The organism is Caballeronia sp. Lep1P3 (assembly GCF_022879595.1).
GTDB lineage: Bacteria > Pseudomonadota > Gammaproteobacteria > Burkholderiales > Burkholderiaceae > Caballeronia.
This window is the reverse complement of record NZ_CP084266.1, coordinates 791161-809511: the sequence shown is the minus strand read 5'-3', so window position 1 is coordinate 809511 and position 18351 is coordinate 791161. Positions and strand designations below refer to the sequence as shown.

Annotated in this window: 18 protein-coding genes; 8 read left to right on the top strand and 10 right to left on the bottom strand. The window is 62.3% G+C overall.

Going from position 1 to position 18351, the window contains the following annotated elements; translation table 11 throughout:
* Nucleotide 1: 1 nt before the first annotated feature.
* From LDZ27_RS18265 to LDZ27_RS18255, 3 genes are all read right to left on the bottom strand, one after another.
* On the bottom strand, nt 2–1273 hold the full coding sequence (locus LDZ27_RS18265; protein WP_370653411.1) for an ABC transporter permease: 1272 nt from the start codon (nt 1271–1273) through the stop codon (nt 2–4).
* 74 nt (nt 1274–1347) lie between these two features.
* Entirely contained in the window at nt 1348–2400 is a 1053-nt protein-coding gene (locus tag LDZ27_RS18260; protein ID WP_244816290.1) for an ABC transporter substrate-binding protein, read from the bottom strand.
* Between the two features lie 76 nt (nt 2401–2476).
* Nucleotides 2477–3574: an ABC transporter ATP-binding protein gene (locus tag LDZ27_RS18255; protein WP_244816289.1), complete on the bottom strand. Its 1098-nt coding sequence runs from the start codon at nt 3572–3574 to the stop codon at nt 2477–2479.
* 237 nt (nt 3575–3811) lie between these two features.
* Between LDZ27_RS18255 and LDZ27_RS18250 the strand changes: the two genes are divergently transcribed.
* Complete coding sequence (locus LDZ27_RS18250; RefSeq protein ID WP_244816288.1) at nt 3812–5311, top strand: PLP-dependent aminotransferase family protein; 1500 nt, start codon at nt 3812–3814, stop codon at nt 5309–5311.
* Between the two features lie 18 nt (nt 5312–5329).
* Here the strand turns inward: LDZ27_RS18250 and LDZ27_RS18245 are convergent, their stop codons facing one another.
* The 3 genes from LDZ27_RS18245 to LDZ27_RS18235 all read right to left on the bottom strand — a co-directional run bounded on the left by LDZ27_RS18245 (nt 5330) and on the right by LDZ27_RS18235 (nt 7105).
* Complete coding sequence (locus LDZ27_RS18245; RefSeq protein WP_244816287.1) at nt 5330–5476, bottom strand: hypothetical protein; 147 nt, start codon at nt 5474–5476, stop codon at nt 5330–5332.
* Between the two features lie 42 nt (nt 5477–5518).
* Nucleotides 5519–5863: a DUF4148 domain-containing protein gene (locus LDZ27_RS18240; RefSeq protein WP_244816286.1), complete on the bottom strand. Its 345-nt coding sequence runs from the start codon at nt 5861–5863 to the stop codon at nt 5519–5521.
* 231 nt (nt 5864–6094) lie between these two features.
* On the bottom strand, nt 6095–7105 hold the full coding sequence (locus LDZ27_RS18235; RefSeq protein ID WP_244816285.1) for a LysR family transcriptional regulator: 1011 nt from the start codon (nt 7103–7105) through the stop codon (nt 6095–6097).
* 217 nt (nt 7106–7322) lie between these two features.
* Here LDZ27_RS18235 and LDZ27_RS18230 point away from each other — a divergent pair, with 217 nt between their 5' ends.
* From LDZ27_RS18230 to LDZ27_RS18210, 5 genes are all read left to right on the top strand, one after another.
* Nucleotides 7323–8141 (top strand): alpha/beta hydrolase fold domain-containing protein, encoded by an 819-nt coding sequence (locus tag LDZ27_RS18230; protein ID WP_244816284.1) that lies wholly within the window; start codon nt 7323–7325, stop codon nt 8139–8141.
* A gap of 54 nt (nt 8142–8195) precedes the next feature.
* Complete coding sequence (locus LDZ27_RS18225; RefSeq protein WP_244816283.1) at nt 8196–9392, top strand: efflux RND transporter periplasmic adaptor subunit; 1197 nt, start codon at nt 8196–8198, stop codon at nt 9390–9392.
* 31 nt (nt 9393–9423) lie between these two features.
* On the top strand, nt 9424–12624 hold the full coding sequence (locus tag LDZ27_RS18220) for an efflux RND transporter permease subunit (RefSeq protein WP_244816282.1): 3201 nt from the start codon (nt 9424–9426) through the stop codon (nt 12622–12624).
* A gap of 23 nt (nt 12625–12647) precedes the next feature.
* Nucleotides 12648–14138: an efflux transporter outer membrane subunit gene (locus tag LDZ27_RS18215; protein ID WP_304657600.1), complete on the top strand. Its 1491-nt coding sequence runs from the start codon at nt 12648–12650 to the stop codon at nt 14136–14138.
* Nucleotides 14139–14306: 168 nt separating this feature from the next.
* Nucleotides 14307–14504 carry a hypothetical protein gene (locus LDZ27_RS18210; protein WP_370653410.1) on the top strand — a complete coding sequence of 66 codons (198 nt, stop codon included), beginning with the start codon at nt 14307–14309 and terminating at the stop codon, nt 14502–14504.
* A gap of 6 nt (nt 14505–14510) precedes the next feature.
* On the opposite strand, the gene ppk2 is transcribed toward LDZ27_RS18210, so the two are convergent.
* Complete coding sequence (gene ppk2, locus LDZ27_RS18205; RefSeq protein WP_244816279.1) at nt 14511–15407, bottom strand: polyphosphate kinase 2; 897 nt, start codon at nt 15405–15407, stop codon at nt 14511–14513.
* A 211-nt stretch (nt 15408–15618) separates the two neighbouring features.
* On the opposite strand from ppk2, the gene lhpI reads away from it, so the two are divergent.
* Nucleotides 15619–16557: a bifunctional Delta(1)-pyrroline-2-carboxylate/Delta(1)-piperideine-2-carboxylate reductase gene (lhpI, locus tag LDZ27_RS18200; protein ID WP_244816278.1), complete on the top strand. Its 939-nt coding sequence runs from the start codon at nt 15619–15621 to the stop codon at nt 16555–16557.
* Between the two features lie 86 nt (nt 16558–16643).
* Nucleotides 16644–16955 (top strand): hypothetical protein, encoded by a 312-nt coding sequence (locus LDZ27_RS18195; protein ID WP_244816277.1) that lies wholly within the window; start codon nt 16644–16646, stop codon nt 16953–16955.
* 62 nt (nt 16956–17017) lie between these two features.
* Here LDZ27_RS18195 and LDZ27_RS18190 read toward each other — a convergent pair whose 3' ends face one another.
* From LDZ27_RS18190 to LDZ27_RS18180, 3 genes are read right to left on the bottom strand one after another with little or no spacing between them, the layout of a single operon-like run.
* Nucleotides 17018–17332 (bottom strand): antibiotic biosynthesis monooxygenase, encoded by a 315-nt coding sequence (locus LDZ27_RS18190; RefSeq protein ID WP_244816276.1) that lies wholly within the window; start codon nt 17330–17332, stop codon nt 17018–17020.
* Between the two features lie 35 nt (nt 17333–17367).
* Nucleotides 17368–17739, bottom strand: coding sequence for a DUF1428 domain-containing protein (locus tag LDZ27_RS18185; RefSeq protein WP_244816275.1), 372 nt, complete (start codon nt 17737–17739; stop codon nt 17368–17370).
* A gap of 46 nt (nt 17740–17785) precedes the next feature.
* Nucleotides 17786–18346 carry a histidine phosphatase family protein gene (locus tag LDZ27_RS18180; RefSeq protein ID WP_244816274.1) on the bottom strand — a complete coding sequence of 187 codons (561 nt, stop codon included), beginning with the start codon at nt 18344–18346 and terminating at the stop codon, nt 17786–17788.
* Nucleotides 18347–18351 lie beyond the last annotated feature (5 nt).

Genomic DNA, 18351 nt, shown 5'->3' with positions numbered 1-18351 from the left:
GTTACCCCAGACTGACGTTCGAGCGCGTGAAGCGGCCATAGACCACGTAAAGGACGAGCGTCGCGACAAGCAGCAGCGCACCGAGCGCGCAGGCCATGCCCCAGTTGATCGTCACGTTGGTGAAATAAGCGATGTAATAACTCACCATCTGGTCGTTCGGGCCGCCGAGCAGCGCGGGCGTGATGTAGTACCCGATCGCGAGGATGAAAACCAGCAGCGCGCCCGCGCCGATGCCGGGATACGTCTGCGGCACATACACGCGCCAGAATGCGGCGAACGGATGGCTGCCGAGCGAGACGGCGGCGCGCTGATACGTCGGCGGCACGGACTTCATCACGCTGTAGAGCGGCAGAATCATGAATGGCAAAAGGATGTGCGTCATCGAGATATAGACGCCCACGCGGTTGAAAAGCAGGGCGAGCGGCGATCCGATCAGTCCGCTGCCGATCAGCGCCTTGTTCACGAGCCCTTCGCTTTGCAACAGCACGATCCACGCGGCGACGCGCACCAGCACCGACGTCCAGAACGGAATCAGCACCAGCACCATGACGAGGTTCGCGCGGCGCGCGGGCAGCGTCGAGATCCAGTACGCGAGCGGATAGCCGAGCAGCAGCGCGAAGAACGTCACGGCGAAGCCGATCACGAACGTGCGCCCGAAGACGTTGAGATAGATGGACTGATCCGGATCGGCGTGAACGAAGCTGCCGAAGCCGTCCTGTTTGTGATCGAGCGAAGCCAGCAGATAGAACGGCGAATAGCGGCCCGCGTTCTTCGCGATGGCTTGCCAGTAGGCCGGATCGCTCCATCGCTCGTCGATCTCGACGATCTTCGCGCGGACTTGCGCGGCGGGCAGCGGCTTGCCGTCGTCGGCGGTGAGCGGCATCGCGCGCGCGGTCTTGGCGACGAGCGACCGATAACCGGGGATCTCCGTATTCAGGCGGCGGGCGAGGGCGCCCATCGATTCGCCATCCTGGATGGTGGCGAGGTCCTGTGCGAGCGCGGCATAAGCCGTGTCTGGCGGCGCGGCCTTGCGGTCCCACGCGGCGAGCGCCGCGCCCGTATGCGGCAGCGCGTTCGCGACTTCCGGGTTCTGCACGGCGCGTGTCAAAAGCGCGCCGATCGGCACCACGAAGATCAGGAACAGAAATATCGCGAGCGGCGCGATGAGCGCGAGCGCCATCGCGCGTTTGCGGGCGTCGGCGAGCTTCAGCTCGTGTTTCAGACGCGCGCTCGATTCGCGCGACTCGTCCGCGGCGATCGTTATGGTGTTCACGCTTGTGTCTCCAGTGCCATTGCCTGCGGTCGCGCCCGGTTCGAGCGCGGCCGCCGTACCACGCGCCGAAACGCTTACTTCGACGCCCACGCGGTGAAACGCTGTTCCAGCTCGTCGCCGTGGTCGGTCCAGAAGGACATGTCCTGCAGCACGGCGTTCTTCGCGTTGGCCGGCGAGTTCGGCATATCGGCTTGCGTCTTTGCATCGAGCGCGGCAATCGCGGCCTTGTTCACCGGACCGTATGCAATGTGCTGCGCGTAGATTTCCTGCGGCTTCTGCGAGACCGAATACGCGATGAACTGCGTCGCCACGTCCTTGTTCGGCGAGCCCTTCGGAATGGCCCAGTAGTCGAGGTCATAGATGCTGCCGTTCCACACGACCTTGAGGTTCTTGCCTTCCTTGCGTGCCGCATCGATACGGCCGTTGTAAGCGGTGGACATCACGACATCGCCGGCGACGAGGAATTGCGGCGGCTGCGCGCCCGCTTCCCACCACTGGATACTCGGCTTCAATTCGTCGAGCTTCTTGAACGCGCGATCGGCGCCCGCCTTGGTTCCGAGCACCTTGTAGACGTCTTTAGGCGCGACGCCGTCGGCCATCAGCGCGAATTCGAGGTTGTAGCGTGCGCCCTTGCGCATGCCGCGCTTGCCGGGAAATTTCTTCGTGTCCCAGAAATCGGACCAGCTGGCCGGTGCGCTCTTGAGCTTGTCGGCGTTATAGGCGAGCGCCGTCGACCAAACGAAGAAGCCGGCACCGCACGTCTGCGGCGACTCGGGAACCAACTCGGACTTCTTGCCGATTTTCGACCAGTCGAGCTTTTCATACAGACCTTCGTCGCACCCACGGCCGAGGTCGCCGGATTCGACTTCGACCACGTCCCAGTTGACGTGCTTCGCTTCGACCATGGCTTTGACCTTGGCCTGTTCGCCGTTGTATTCGACCGCAGTCACCTTGTCATTGGTCGATTTCTCGAATGGCTGACTGAACGCGACCTTCTGCGCATCGCCGTTCGCGCCGCCGAAGTTGACGACGGTAATCTCCGCCGCGAACGCAGCCGATACGCCGGACACGCCCGACGCGCACACGAACGCCGCTGCCGCGATGGAACACAGTGCGAACTTCTTCATGATGGTTTCCTCTGTCTGCTTGGTTTTATCAGTGGACTGCGAAGAACGATGACGCGCGCCGCACGTTCGATACGGCTCACGCGAACACGCGCAAATGCTCGGGCGAAAACTCGAGCGCGACCGGCGCGCCGGGCGCGAAACCTTCGAGCGCTTCGGTGCCGAGCGGCACCTTGACGAAGCACTCGTCCTGCTCACGCACGCCGCAGCGCATGCGGACGTGATCGCCGAAATAGATGAGGCTCTTTGCTTCGCCGGCGAGCGCGTTGGTCTGCCCGTTCATGCCGCCGATGCGCGCCGCGAGTTTCATGCGCTCCGGCCGTATGCAGGCGATGGCGGGCGCGCCGGCCTTGGCTTTCGCGACGTTCAGGCCGGAGAGACGCGTGCCGTCCGCAAGACGGATTTCGCAATAATCGCCGCGCGTTTGTTCGATGACGCCGCGCAGCCGGTTGCTATCGCCGATGAAGTTCGCGACGAACTCGTTGCACGGCGCTTCGTAGAGGTGATCGACCGTATCGAGTTGCTGGACGATGCCCTTGTCGAACACGGCGACGCGGTCCGACATGGTGAGCGCTTCGCCCTGATCGTGCGTCACGTAGACGAAGGTGACGCCGAGTTTCTCGTGCAGCGATTTCAGTTCGTACTGCATGTGTTCGCGCAATTGCTTGTCGAGCGCGCCGAGCGGCTCGTCCATCAGCACGAGCTTCGGTTCGAAGACGAGCGCGCGCGCAAGCGCGATGCGTTGCTGCTGGCCGCCCGACAACTGCGCCGGATAGCGCTTCGCGAAGCTCTCCATGCGGACCATCCGCAGCGCAGTGTTCACGCGCTCGGCGCGCTCGGCGGCGGACAGCTTGCGCACCGTCAGTGGATATTCGACGTTCTGCTGCACCGACAGATGCGGAAAGAGCGCGTAGTTCTGAAACACCATGCCGATGTCGCGCTTGTGCGGCGGCACCTTGTTGAGCAGCTTGCCGTCGAGCCAGATCTCGCCGCCGGTCGGGAACTCGAAGCCGGCGAGCATCATGAGGCATGTCGTCTTGCCCGAGCCGGACGGTCCGAGCAGCGTCAGGAATTCGCCCTGATAGATGTCGAGGTCCAGAGACTTCACGACGAGCGTTTCGCCGTCGTAAGTCTTGCGAACGCCGCGAAAGCTGACGATCACCTGATCCGATTTCATCTTCCGTGTCTCCTTCGGAAAAACCGAATACGTATTGCGCTTGTTGCAGGTCCAACGGCTGTTCAAACGCTCGCGAAAGCAGGTTCGTGCCGGAACGAGCCGGCGAACCCGGCAATTTTTTCCACTAATTGCGCTAACTATAGCCCGGGACGGTTCTACAATGGGGAACCATTTCAATATTCAGCGGGGAGCCACTTGCGGCGTTTTTGCCCGGCTCCCACTTACCCGGAAAGTGCGGTGGATACGATCATTCTTGCGGACTGGCTGAGCACGCGCCTGGACCGCGCGCTCGAGGCGCCGGTCTACCGGCAGGTGCTCGAACTGATGCAGCAGGCCATTCTGACCGGCCAGCTCGCGCCGGGCACCAAGCTGCCGAGTTCGCGCACGCTCGCTCTCGACCTCGGGATCGCACGCAATACGGTGCTGCACGTCTACGAGCAACTGACGGCGGAAGGCTATGTCACGTCGACGACGGGCAGCGGCACCTATGTCGCCGATACCGCCCCGCGCGATGGCGCGTCGTCGCCGGGGCGCATGCACGCTGACGACGATGCGCCGCGCAAGCCGTGCATCCTCTCGAAGCGCGGCGAGCGGCTGATCGCGCAAGCGGGCGTCGCACCGAAGCAGTGGGGCGCGTTCATGCCGGGCGTGCCGGATGTCGCCGAGTTTCCTTCGCACACATGGAGCCGTCTGCAGTCGCGCCTCTGGAAGCGCGCGAGTCCCGACTTGCTCACGTATGCGCCGGGCGGCGGCTACCGGCCGCTGCGCCGCGCGCTGTCGGATTACCTGCGCGTCGCGCGCTCCGTGAAGTGCACGCCGGACCAGATCATCATCACAACGGGCATTCATCAGTCGATCGATCTGGCCGTGCGCCTGCTCGCCGATGCCGGCGACCGCGCGTGGGTAGAGGAGCCGTGCTACTGGGGCGTGCGCAGCGTGCTGCAGTCGTCGGGGCTGACGCTCGTGCCGGTGCCGGTCGACGACGAGGGCCTGAATCCCGCGCCGCGCGACATGGCCGCGCCGCCGCGCATCGCGCTCGTCACGCCGTCGCATCAATATCCGCTCGGCATGGTGATGAGCCTCGCGAGGCGGCGCGCGCTGCTCGAATTCGCGCGGCAGCATGGCGTGTGGATCATCGAGGACGATTACGACAGCGAGTTCCGCTATGGCAGTCGCCCGCTTTCGTCGCTACAGGGACTCGACGACGCGGGGCAGGTCATCTATGTCGGCAGCCTCGGCAAGATGCTGTTTCCCGGCTTGCGGATGGGTTATATGGTCGTGCCGGAGAATCTCGTCGATACGTTTCGCACGGGCGTGGCCGAGTTGTATCGCGAAGGGCAGTTGATGCAGCAGGCCGTATTGACGGAATTCATTCTCGACGGCCATCTCACGTCGCATGTGCGGCGCATGCGGGGCCTGTATGGGGAAAGGCGCGAATTGCTGATCAATGCAATCAGGGCGCGCTTTGGCGATTCGCTCGCCGTCCGTGGCGACGAAGCCGGGCTGCACTTCGTGCTCGAATTGCCCGGGCGCGCCGACGATCGCGCCGTGACCGCCGACGCCTTTGCTGCGGGCGTGGTCACGCGGCCGCTCGTGCAGTACTACATGAATCGCGATGCCGCGCGCAAAGGCTTGATGCTCGGTTACGCGTGCGTGCCGAATGCGGACATCGCGCCCGCGTTCGAGCGGCTCGCGGGCGTCATCGAATCTGCATTGATGACCGTCGATGCGTTCTGAACGACGACTCGCCGGTGCTTACGCCGGGGTTTCGTCGCAGGCGTGGCGGGTGCGTTCGTCTTCGTGCAAGGGCGCTTGCGCTTGGGCGAACGGCTTCCAGACGGGCGTCGTCGACAGGAAGTCATCGAGCGCGGAGAACTGATCCAGCGATATGTTTTCGAACATGAGCGGTCTCTTCGTTCGTTAAAGAGTTAGGGAACCGAACGATCAACGCTCGGCGACATTTGCCTGAGCAGGCGAGCCGTTCGCATAGTTCACGATGGCGCGGTTGCGTGCTTCCGCTTGCGCGGCGACCGCATCACCCCACATGCTGCGCGCGGGATACGTGTTGCGGTTCAGCGCAGGCAACGAGCCGTTCGAATACGCTGCCGCAAGCTCCGCGCGGACTTGCGCGCGTGTTTTCGGCGCTTCGCTTGCGCTCGCGGTGGTCTGTGTCGGCGTGAGATACGTTCCCGCGCGGCCAATGCCTTGACCGCCTTCGGCGAACGCCGTGCTGGAAACAACGGCCGCCGCAGCGGCAACGGTCAGGCTCGTAAGCAGATAGGTTTTCATCGTGCGACTCCTTTCGATCATGACGGCTCATCCGGAAACGAAGCGGGATGAAGCCGTGGCAGGACGAACTGTAGTCGCGCGCGCAACGCGGATAAATGCGCGATTGGCGAATAGATTTATCGATGTGAGCGAATAATCGCGTCAGGCACCGTTAGCTGAGCGCTTGGCAAAAAACTCTATAAAAACCGATGCTTTTCGTCGAGGCGATGAAAAGCATCGGAGAAAAAGCGCTTAAACGACGACATCCGCTGTGCCCGCGACTTCGGGCGTGCCGTGACGCACGATCATCGGCGATGCGGTGCTCGTCGGCAGGCAGCGCTCCTCGGCGTCCTTCTGACCTTGCAGCAGCGGGCAGCGCTCGAAGAGTTCCGCGACCCAGTCGACGAACACACGCACTTTCGGCGACAGATGCCGGTTATGCGGATAGACCGCCGAAATAGGCATCGGCAACGGGTTCCATTGCGGAAGTACTTCGACCAATTCGCCGGAGCGCAGATAAGGCAGCGCCATGAAGCGCGCGACCTGCACGATGCCGACGCCCTTGAGCCCGCAGCTCATGTACGCTTCCGCGTCGTTCACCGCGATCATGCCGCGCATTTTCACTTCGATGGTCTCGTCATCGACGACGAAATCCATGTCCATGATGCGCCCGGTGCGGCTCGAGAAATAGTTGACGGCCGTGTGGTTCTGCAAGTCGTCGAGCGTGCGTGGCGTGCCGTGACGTTCCAGATATTGCGGACTCGCGACGGTCACGCCCTGAAACACGCCGATGCGCCGCGCGACGAGACTCGAATCCTGCAGCGTGCCGACGCGAATGACGCAATCCACGCCTTCCTGAATGAGATCGACGGGTTTGTCGCCGAAGCCCATCATCAGCTCGATATCCGGATAGCGCGTATGGAAATCGCATAGCTGAGGCATGACGATCAGGCGCCCGATCGCGCCCGGCATATCGACTCTCAGCTTGCCATGCGGACCCTTTCCATTGTTCGAGAAGGTGCTCTCCGCTTCTTCGATGTCCGCGAGAATGCGCACGCAACGCTCGTAATACGCCGCGCCGTCCGGCGTGAGATTGAGCCTGCGCGTAGTGCGCTGAAGCAGGCGCACATTGAGAAAGGCTTCGAGGTTCTGAATGATCGTCGTGACCGATGCGCGCGGCAAATCGAGCGTATCCGCCGCCCGCGAAAAGCTGTTCGTATCGACGACGCGTGTAAAGACCTGCATTGCTTGTAGGCGATCCATGTTCTCGTACCTTCAATGCTGAATGACGCAGGGAATTAAGCGGGTGGCTAAGTCAGGGGCAAGCGAACGGCTAAAGGACTTAACGACTATTGTTCGGTGCGACCGAATTGTGTTGCCGGATTATAGGCATTTATCTAAAAAGGCGTGGACTCCAGAATTCGCAGCATCGCAACTTATGCTCGTGGGCCTTGCGTGCGAGGCCCTGCACGAAATAACCATGGCAACACTGCTGGAACAGGAGTCGCGTCCGAGGCTGTGCATCGAAGAGGTGCACATCGCCGGACACGCGCAGCCCATTGCGTTGCGAAGCTATCGCCCCGCGTCGGATGGCACGGTGTTGCCCATCGTCCTCTATTTTCATGGCGGCGGTTTTACACACGGCGGTCTGGATGATGCCGACATCGCCGCCGCGACCATCGCACGCGATACGCCGGCGTGGGTCGTGTCCGTCGGCTATTCGCTCGCGCCGCAGTATCCGTTTCCGGCGGCGCCCGAAGACGGCTATCGCGCGGCGCAATGGGTCGTCGCGCATGCACGCGCGCAGCGCGCCGATGGAGAGCGCATGGGCGTGGCGGGCCACGATGCGGGCGGCAATCTCGCGACGTGCGTGGCCGCGATAGCACGCGATCGCGGCGATATCCGCCTGTCCGCGCAGGCGCTGCTTGCGCCGCTGCTGGACCCGAGCATGACGCGCGTCGCGGATGAGCGCAAGGTCGTGTGTGCCGATCTCGCACTGAGCGAATGCGCGCGCTGTTATCGCGCGTATCTGCCGAATCCGTCGCAACGTTTGCATCCGTATGCCGCGCCGCTCGAATCGCGGCGTCTCGCTGGCCTGCCTCCTGCATTGATCGCGAGCGCGGAGCATGACCTCTTGCATATCGAAGCGGAGAAATACGCAGCGGAATTGATCGCGGCGGGCGTGCCGACCGAAGTGACGCGGCATTGCAACGCGTCGCATCAGGCGCTTGCCGCGCATCCCGATGCACTCGCCGATGTCGTCGCTTTCTTCAGGAAGCGGCTTGCGCGCACCCGGTGAGCGCAGGCCACGCACCAAAAAAAACATATTCAACGCAACTGGAGTTCTCACATCATGTTCTTCACTCGCAAACGCATCTACGCCGCGCTAGGCGCTGCGCTGGTCATTGCAGGCGCGGGCGGTTATACCGCGTGGCGCGGCCACGGCGACGCGGCGATCAACGAAGCGCACGCCGCCGCCAAGGGCCCGACCGCCACCGAAGTCGATGTCGCGACCGTCGTTTCGAAGACCATCACGGACTGGCAGAGCTATTCCGGCAGGCTCGAAGCGGTGGATCACGTCGACATTCGCCCGCTCGTGCCCGGCACGATCGTCGCGGTGCATTTCAAGGATGGCGCGCTCGTGAACAAGGGCGATCCGCTCTTTACCATCGATCCGCGCCCCTACGAAGCCGAGGTCGATCGCGCTCAGGCGCAGCTCGCGGCGGCACAGGCGCGCAACGGCTATACGTCGACCGATGCGGCGCGCGCCGAGCGTCTGCTTGCGGACAACGCCATCGCCAAGCGCGATTACGACGAAAAGCAGAACGCCGCGCGCGAGGCCGTCGCCAATCTGAAGGCAGCGCAGGCCGCGCTCGAAGCCGCGAAGATCAATCTCGCCTACACGCGCATCGTGGCGCCCGTGTCGGGCCGCGTGTCGCGTGCGGAACTGACCGTCGGCAATATCGTTTCGACGGGCGCGAATGCGCCGCTTCTGACGACGCTCGTCTCCGTCTCGCCGATCTACGCATCGTTCGACGTCGACGAGCAGACGTACCTGCGCTATCTGGGCCGCGATGCCGGCAGCACCGTGCCGGTCTCGCTCGGCCTTGCGAACGAGGACGGCTATTCGCGCGAGGGCGTCGTCGATTCCGTCGATAACCGGCTCGACACGACCTCCGGCACGATCCGCGTTCGCGCGCGCTTCAACAATCCCGATGGCTCGCTCGTGCCCGGCCTCTATGCGCGCGTGAAGGTGGGCGGCGGCACGCCGCATGCGGCCGTGCTCGTCGACGATGCCGCGATCGGCACGGATCAGGACAAGAAGTACGTGATGGTCGTCGACAAGGACAATCACGCGCAGTATCGCGAAGTCACGCTCGGGCAGACGCATGACGGCTTGCGCGTCATCGCGAAGGGACTGCAACCGGGCGAGCGCATCGTAGTGAACGGCTTGCAGCGCGTGCGCCCGAACGATGTCGTCAAGGTCAACGCCGTCGCGATGAACAATAGCGGCGATGCGCCTCTCGTGAAGACGGCATCCGCGCAGTGATGCATCGGATTGCTAACGAAAAATACTCGTCATGAACATATCCAAATTCTTCATCGACCGCCCGATCTTCGCGGGCGTGCTATCGGTGGTGGTGCTGCTCGCGGGCATCATCGCGATGTTCAGGCTGCCCATTTCCGAGTACCCGGAAGTGGTGCCGCCTTCGGTCGTCGTGCATGCGCAGTACCCGGGCGCGAACCCGAAGGTGATCGCGGAAACGGTGGCGTCGCCGCTCGAAGAGCAGATCAACGGCGTAGAGGACATGCTCTACATGCAGTCGCAGGCCAATAGCGACGGCAACCTCACGACCACGGTCACGTTCAAGCTCGGCACCGATCCCGACAAGAACACGCAACTCGTGCAGAACCGCGTGAATCAGGCGTTGCCGCGCTTGCCGCAGGACGTTCAGCGTCTTGGCGTGACGACGATCAAGTCCTCGCCGACGCTCACGATGGTCGTCCACCTCAACTCGCCGAACGGCCGATACGACATGACGTATCTGCGCAATTACGCGCTGATCAACGTAAAGGACAGGCTCGAGCGCATTACGGGCGTCGGCGAAGTGCAGCTTTGGGGCTCCGGCGATTACTCGATGCGCGTCTGGCTCGATCCGCAAAAGGTCGCGCAGCGCGGCCTCACCGCCACCGATGTCGTCAACGCCATTCGCGAGCAGAACGTGCAGGTCGCGGCGGGCGTGATCGGTGGATCGCCCACGCTGCCCAACGTGCCGCTGCAATTGAACGTGAACGCGCGCGGCCGCCTGCAAAACGAGTCGGAGTTTCGCGACATCGTGCTGAAGACTTCGCCCGATGGCGCGGTCACGCATCTCGGCGATGTCGCGCGCGTGGAACTCGCTGCGTCCGAATACGGCTTGCGCTCGCTGCTCGACAACAAGTCGGCGGTGGCCATTGCGATCAATCAGCAGCCGGGTGCGAACTCGCTGCAAATCTCCGATGAAGTGCGCAAGACGATGAAGGAGTTGCAGGCGGACATGCCCGCGGGCCTCGAATACCAGATCGTCTATGACCCGACGCAGTTCGTGCGCTCGAGCATCGAAGCGGTCATTCATACGCTTGCGGAAGCCATTGCGCTCGTCGTGCTCGTGGTGATCGTGTTCCTGCAAACGTGGCGCGCATCCATCATTCCGCTGCTCGCGGTGCCGGTATCGATCGTCGGGACGTTCTCGCTGCTGCTGGCGTTTGGCTTCTCGATCAATGCGCTGTCGCTCTTCGGCATGGTGCTCGCCATCGGGATCGTCGTGGACGATGCGATCGTCGTCGTGGAGAACGTGGAGCGCAACATCGAAGCGGGCTTGTCAGCAAGAGAAGCCACGTATCAGGCCATGCGCGAAGTCAGCGGGCCGATCATCGCGATTGCATTGACGCTGGTTGCCGTGTTCGTGCCGCTCGCGTTCATGTCCGGATTGACGGGCCAGTTCTACAAGCAGTTCGCGATGACCATCGCCATTTCGACGGTGATCTCCGCGTTCAATTCGCTCACACTGTCGCCCGCACTGGCCGCGCTTTTGCTGAAAGGCCACAACGAGCCGAAGGACTGGCTCACGCGCGTCATGGACCGCGTGTTCGGCGGCTTCTTCCGGCGCTTCAACACGGTGTTTCATCGCGGCTCGGATGCGTATGGCAAGGGCGTGAAGAGCGTCATCAACCGCAAGGCGCTGATGATGGTCGTCTACGCGGTGCTGCTCGGCGGCGCGGTGCTGATGAGCAGGGTCGTGCCGGGCGGCTTCGTGCCCGCGCAGGACAAGGAGTATCTGATCAGCTTCGCGCAGTTGCCGAATGGCGCATCGCTCGATCGCACCGAAGGCGTGATTCGCGAGATGACCGACATCGCGATGAAGCAGCCGGGCGTGGAAAGCGCGGTGGAATTTCCGGGCTTGTCGGTGAATGGCTTCACGAATTCGTCGAGCGCGGGCATCGTGTTCGTCACGCTCAAGCCGTTCAAGGAGCGCGTGCACGACAAGGCGCTCTCCGCGAACGCGATCGCCGGCGCGCTGAATCAAAAATATGCGGGCATCAAGGGTTCCTTTATCGCCGTGTTTCCGCCGCCGCCGGTGCTTGGCCTCGGCACGCTCGGCGGCTTCAAGATGCAGCTCGAGGATCGCGGCGCGCTCGGCTATGCGGCGCTCGCCGATGCGACGCAGGCCTTCATCAAGCGCGCATCGCAAACGCCTGAACTCGGACCCACGTTTTCCAGCTATCAGATCAACGTTCCACAGTTGAACGTCGATCTGGACCGCGTGAAGGCGAAGCAGCTGGGCGTCTCCGTCACCGATGTTTTCGACACGATGCAGGTCTATCTCGGCTCGCTCTACGTGAACGACTTCAATCGCTTCGGACGCGTGTATCAGGTGCGCGTGCAGGCCGATGCGCCGTTTCGCGCGAATCCGGAAGACATCGGCTTGCTCAAGACGCGTAACGCGAATGGCGACATGGTGCCTTTGTCGTCGCTCGTCAAAGTGACGCCGACTTACGGCCCCGAGATGGTGGTGCGCTACAACGGCTATACGGCGGCGGACATCAACGGCGGTCCCGCGCCCGGATATTCGTCGGGACAGGCGCAAGCGGCGGCGGAGCGCATCGCGGCGGAAGTGCTGCCGCGCGGAATCAAGTTCGAATGGACGGACCTCACGTATCAGCAGATCCTCGCGGGCAACGCGGCGCTCTGGGTGTTTCCGATCAGCGTGCTGCTCGTGTTCCTCGTACTCGCCGCGTTGTATGAAAGCCTGACGCTCCCGCTCGCGGTCATTCTGATCGTGCCTATGAGCATTCTGTCCGCGCTCCTCGGCGTGTGGCTCACCGATGGCGACAACAACATCTTCACGCAGATCGGCTTGATGGTGCTCGTAGGCCTGTCCGCGAAGAACGCAATTCTGATCGTGGAATTCGCGCGCGAACTGGAGATGCAGGGACGTTCCATCGTGCAGGCCGCAATTGAAGCGAGCCGCCTGCGTCTGCGTCCGATTCTGATGACGTCGATCGCGTTCATCATGGGCGTCGTGCCGCTGGTGTTGTCCTCCGGCGCAGGCTCGGAAATGCGTCATGCGATGGGCGTCGCGGTGTTCTTCGGCATGCTCGGCGTGACGCTTTTCGGTCTGATGCTCACGCCCGTGTTCTACGTGATCCTGCGCAAGCTGAGCCGCGCGGAACACGTCACGGACAAGCACGGCACGCATCCGCAGATGCGCGGTATCGGTGCTTCATACGAAGCGCAATGAGGTCGATGATGATGAGCATGCTTATGAAACGATGGTTCGGTTTGCCGGCCTTGACGGGCGCGTTGCTGGTGGTTGCCGGATGCTCTCTCGCGCCCACGTACGAGAAGCCGGATGTAAATGCACCCGCCGCGTACAAGGAGACACCGGCGCTGTCCACATCCGAAGCGGGCACATGGAAGACCGCGCAGCCTTCCGAAGCGATGCTGCGCGGCGAATGGTGGACCGTATTCGACGATGCCGTGCTCAACGATCTCGAACGCCAGGCGCAGGATGCAAACCAGAACCTCAAGGCAGCGGCTGCGCGCGTGAAGGAAGCGCGCGCAATCAATCAGACCGCGCGCGCAGGGCTTTTTCCGACGCTCGATGCGGGTTTCGGCCCGACGCGCGAAAAGCTCTCGCCCGCGTCGCAGCTCCTGCCGCACGATGCGAACGTCCCCGCGCAGACGTTATGGCGCGCTGAGGCGAGCGTGTCGTATGAAGTGGATTTGTTCGGCCGCGTGTCGAACTCGGTGCAGGCCGCAAACGCCGACACGCAACAGAGCGAAGCGCTCTTTCGCTCGGTGCAGCTCGCGCTGCAGGCGGACGTCGCGCAGAACTACTTCGATCTGCGTGAACGGGATGCGGAAGCAGATGTCTTCGCACGCACGGTTTCGTTACGCGAGGAAGCACTCAAACTCGTGCAGCGGCGCTTTGCCGAAGGAGACATCAGCGAACTCGACGTGGCGCGCGCGAAGTCCGAACTCGCGACCGCGCGTTCCGATGCGATGACCGTTCAACGTCTTCGCGCCGCATCCGAACATAGCCTGGCGGTGCTGCTCGGCAAGACGCCCGCCGAATTCACGGTCGCCGCGAACCCGCTCAAGCCCGTCACCGTGCGCGTGCCGCCGGGCCTGCCTTCGTCGTTGCTCGAACGGCGGCCCGATATCGCCGCGGCGGAACGGTCGATGGCGGCGGCAAACGCGCGTATCGGCGTGGCGAAGGCGGCGTTCTTTCCGTCGCTCACTTTGACGGGCTCGGGCGGATTCGAATCGGCCACGCTGGGCGATCTCTTCAACTGGTCGAGCCGCACGTTTCTGCTCGGACCTTTTGCGGGCACCATGCTGAATCTGCCGCTATTCGATGGCGGGCGTCGCAAGGGCAATCTCGCGAATGCGCGCGCGACGTATGAAGAGGATGTGGCGAATTATCGGCAGCAAGTGCTCGTTGCGTTCCGCGAAGTCGAAGACAATCTCTCCGATCTGCGCATTCTCGAAGCTCAGACCGCGACGCAAGCCGATGCCGTCAGTTCATCGGTGCGTGCGGCGCAACTCTCGCGCACGCAATATACCGAGGGCGCGGTGAATTATCTCGACGTGATCGATGCCGAGCGCACGGTGCTGCAATCGCAGCGCGCGGCGGTGCAGCTTGCCGGTGCGCAGGCGGTGTCCACGGTCAATCTCATTCGCGCGCTTGGCGGTGGTTGGGGTGATGCAATGCCCGCGCCCGTACCTGAACCGAGTCTCGCGCAGAAGTAATGTTCCGTTCAAGCCCCGCTTAAATGCGGGGCTTTTCGCATCGGACGCTATTGTTCGCAGCGCGGAACATATGTCTTCATCTGCGGGCTATTTATCGCGTCAGCCGCGATCCCTAGAATCTAGATATGGGAAAGGGGACCGGGAATGAGAGACTTGATCGCGAGACAAATGTATCAACCCGCAGTGGTATTGCCACTGCTATTTCTAATGCGCCTGATGGTGACGCTCGACTTCAATCTCGCGCAGGTAGTGTTTGTCATGCTGCTCAAGAGCACGCAGCATGCTTATCGATTCATCGCGCGTCATTCGGTGGTGCGTCAGCATGACGGCGAGACGATCACGCGCATCGCCTGCCGTCACTGCTGAAACGATTCAGTAAACCTCGGGGACGTACATCGATTCCGGCACAGGCTGGCGCAGGTAATCCGGATTGAATACGCGCTCGGGCAAGTCGATCGGGGAATGCTCGACCTCGTGATACGGCACCTGACTCAACAGGTGATGAATGCAATTCAAACGGGCGCGTTTCTTGTCGACGGCCTGCACCACCCACCACGGCGCTTCGGGAATATGCGAGCGCTGCAGCATCACTTCCTTGGCAGCCGTGTACGCTTCCCAGCGCCGGCGGCTCTCCAGGTCCATCGGACTTAGCTTCCACTGCTTGAGCGGATCTTCGATGCGCGCTTCGAAGCGCACTTCCTGTTCGTCGTCGGTAATGGAGAACCAGTACTTGATGATCTGAATGCCGCTGCGCACGAGCATCTTCTCGAACTCGGGAACCGAGCGAAAGAATTCTTCATACTCTTCGTCAGTACAGAAGTGCATGACGCGCTCGACGCCCGCGCGGTTATACCAGCTTCGATCAAATAGCACGATCTCGCCGCCCGCCGGCAGATGCGATACATAGCGCTGGAAATACCACTGCGTGCGCTCGCGATTGTTCGGTGCCGGCAGAGCGGCCACGCGACAAACGCGCGGATTGAGCCGCTGCGTGATGCGCTTGATGGCACCGCCTTTTCCAGCGGCATCTCGCCCTTCGAAGATCACGACGAGGCGGTGCCCCGTATGCACCACCCAGTCCTGCAGCTTGACGAGTTCGCCTTGCAGGCGGAACAGCTCGCGAAAATAGGTCTTGCGAAGCTGACGCTCTTCATCGGAGAAGGCCGCTTCGCCGTCGAGAAAGCGGTCGTCGATCTCCATCTCGAACTCTTCGTCATAGCTGTCGATCAGGTCGGCGTGAAAGCGGCGCTGCTTGTCCGTCGTGGTCATGAGGTGCTCCGTAAGCATGCTGTCGTTGTGCGCGGCACGGAACGGTCGATTATGACGATTTCATGTTGCAGTCATATGACTCGGCCGATGCGTTCGATTGTAGAAAGCCGCGCGCTTTATGACACGCGGGCTGCCGCCTTTAGAATGATCGGGCTTTTCAATGGCATCCCGATGGCATCCGACGGCACTTACTCAAAGAGGCGATTCAACGATGACCGACACCTCCGCCGCAATTCCCGCATTCGATGCAGCGCAAACAGCGCGCCTTCTGCCATACGACCGCCTCGTCGACACGCTCGCTGCGACGATGCTCGACTATGCGGCGGGCCGCATCGCCAGTCCCGAGCGCCTCGTCGTGCCGCTTGCCGAGGGCGGCGTGATGTTGTCGATGCCCGCGACCGCCGAGGATATCGCGATGCACAAGCTCGTCAACGTTTGCCCCGGCAATAGTGCGCGCGCCTTGCCGACGATACACGGGCAAGTCACTGCATTCGATGCCGCCACGGGCGTGCCGCAATTCATGCTCGACGGACCGACCGTGACAGGCCGCCGCACGGCAGCGGTATCGATGCTTGCAATTCGCACGCTCGCTTCGATGCCGCCGCGAGAAGTGCTCGTCATCGGCACCGGCAAGCAGGCTGCATCGCATGTGGAGGCGTTGGCGAGCGTGTATCCGGATGCGCGCGTTTTCGTGCTCGGCTCGCGTGAAGGCAGCGCAAGCGCATTCTGTGCGAAGCACGCCGGTCTCTCGCCTAACATCGCGCCGCTTCATAGCGCATCCATTCCCGAATCGGTCGATGTCGTGATCGCCGCGACGACGAGCAAAACGCCTGTTTATACGCTGCCGGCAAGCGCCGCGCGGCTCGTGATCGGCGTGGGCGCATTCACGGCTGAGGCCGCCGAAATCGCCGCTTCGACTATTCACGCAAGCGAGCTTTATGTCGACGATGCCGCAGGCGCGCGTCACGAAGCAGGCGACTTCATTCTCGCGGGCGTCGACTGGAACGCGGTTCGGCCGCTTGCGGAAGCGCTCGCATCGAGCGAGCGCCCTGGGCGGCCGGTCGTGTTCAAGTCGGTCGGATGCGCGGCGTGGGATCTCGCTGCGTGTCGCGTGGCGAAGGCTTTGTTGTCGGACAAAAAGACAGCTTGATGACAGCGTGGAACGGTCTTTGCTGCATGCTTGTTCAATGACGTTTGCGCGTCGGCGCTCGAGCATTTCAGCGAATGAAGAGACCAATGAATAGTCGAAACGACACTGACCGGGCTGCGTGGGCCCATGTACGCGGCAAGGCCTACGACGGCGGCGCCGGCGACAGGGCGCATGTCGCCCAAGGACGCACTGCACCGCCTGCGGCCTACTTCATCTCCGTTCTGGAACTGGCGACGGGAGAGAAGCTAGGCAACGACGAGCGCGCGCGCGCCGTCGCGATGCTCGAGAGCGAGTTCGGCGCGGGAAGGCCGCGCACGCTCAAGGAAGCGGTGCGAATCTGCGCGGCGGCCATCGATTCTTCAACGTTGCAGCGCATGGCGCGCGGAGCGAAGGCTTAATCGTCTCCTTAAAAAAGTCCTTCGATGAGCGCGTTTTTTCATACGCGTGTAAAAGAAGCGCGCTATTTCACCGTTTGAATCACTTCGAAGCCTTCGAATTCGGGGTGGCCAAGATAAAGCCGACGCGTCTCGCCGCCTGCATTGCGATGCGCGGCGCGAAACGCGTCCGAACGCGTCCAGTCCTCGAACGCCGCCTGATTCGCCCAGACTGTGTGGCTCGAATAGAGGACGTAGTCGTCCTTGACTGGCCCCTTTAGCAAGTGAAACTCGACAAAGCCGGGCACATCCTTGAGATGCGTGTCGCGGCTCGTCCACAAGCGTTCGAATTCCGCTTCCGCACCGGGCACGATTCTGAAACGATTCATGGCGATATACATGTCGCTATTTTCCTTTTGGGCAAGCGCTAAAAAGCCTAGCCGCGCCCGAGTTCGACGATCGTCTCAAAGCCGCCAAAGAACATGCGCCGGGCGTCGAAAGGCGGCTCTTCCTTTTCCATCATGGCCTTCAGACGCGGGTCGTTCATGACCTTTGCGTTGACCGTGTCGCGAGCTTCGCGCGATTCATAACGTATCCACGAAAACGCGACCGTCTCGCCTTCCTGCAATTGCACGCTTTGCGGAAACGATGTGAGCTGGCCGGGCTTGACGTCATCCGCGATGGTTTCCACGAACTGCAGCGCGCCATGTTCCAGCCAGATTTTTCCCGCTTCCTCGGCCATCGCGCGATAGGCATCGATCCTGTCTAAGCGCACCGGTACCACGAAACCGTCCACATAGTGCGTCATGAGCGTCTCCTTTAAGAAAGCTGCAATCGTTCGAGTGCGCGGCGGCCTATGAAGTTTCTTGCACGCGCCAGCCTTCGCGCACTGCGTCATAGTCGAGCGTAATCGATGATAACGGTGCGAAATCCACCGAGCGAATAGACGCGAGTGGTTCGCCGCGCACATGCGCGAGCGCGACCTTGAGCACGATCGCATGCGTCACCACGATGCAACATTCGCACGAAGCCTCGCGCGCAAGACGCGCAAGCGCTTGAGTGACACGTTGCGCCAGCATCGCGATGCTCTCGCCGCCATGCGGCCTTGCATCGACGTTCGAGAGCCACGCAGCGACGCCTTGCGGGTCCGATTCGGCCATGTCGCGTATCGAGTGCCCGCGCCAGCGCCCGTAGTCGATGTCGCCGAAAGCCGGATCGATGTCGAATGAATGCGTGATCCATGAGGCCGTTGCGCGCGCCGCAGCCGCGGGACTGGCAATGACACGTTCATCGCACCGTGCACGAAGATGCGCGAGCGTAGCGCGTTCGTCGCGTGCAACGGCATCGTCGGGAGAAGGAAAGCGCGCGGCTCTCATCGCATGCGTGGCGGCGTGGCACAGCAGAATGAATTTCAAAGCAA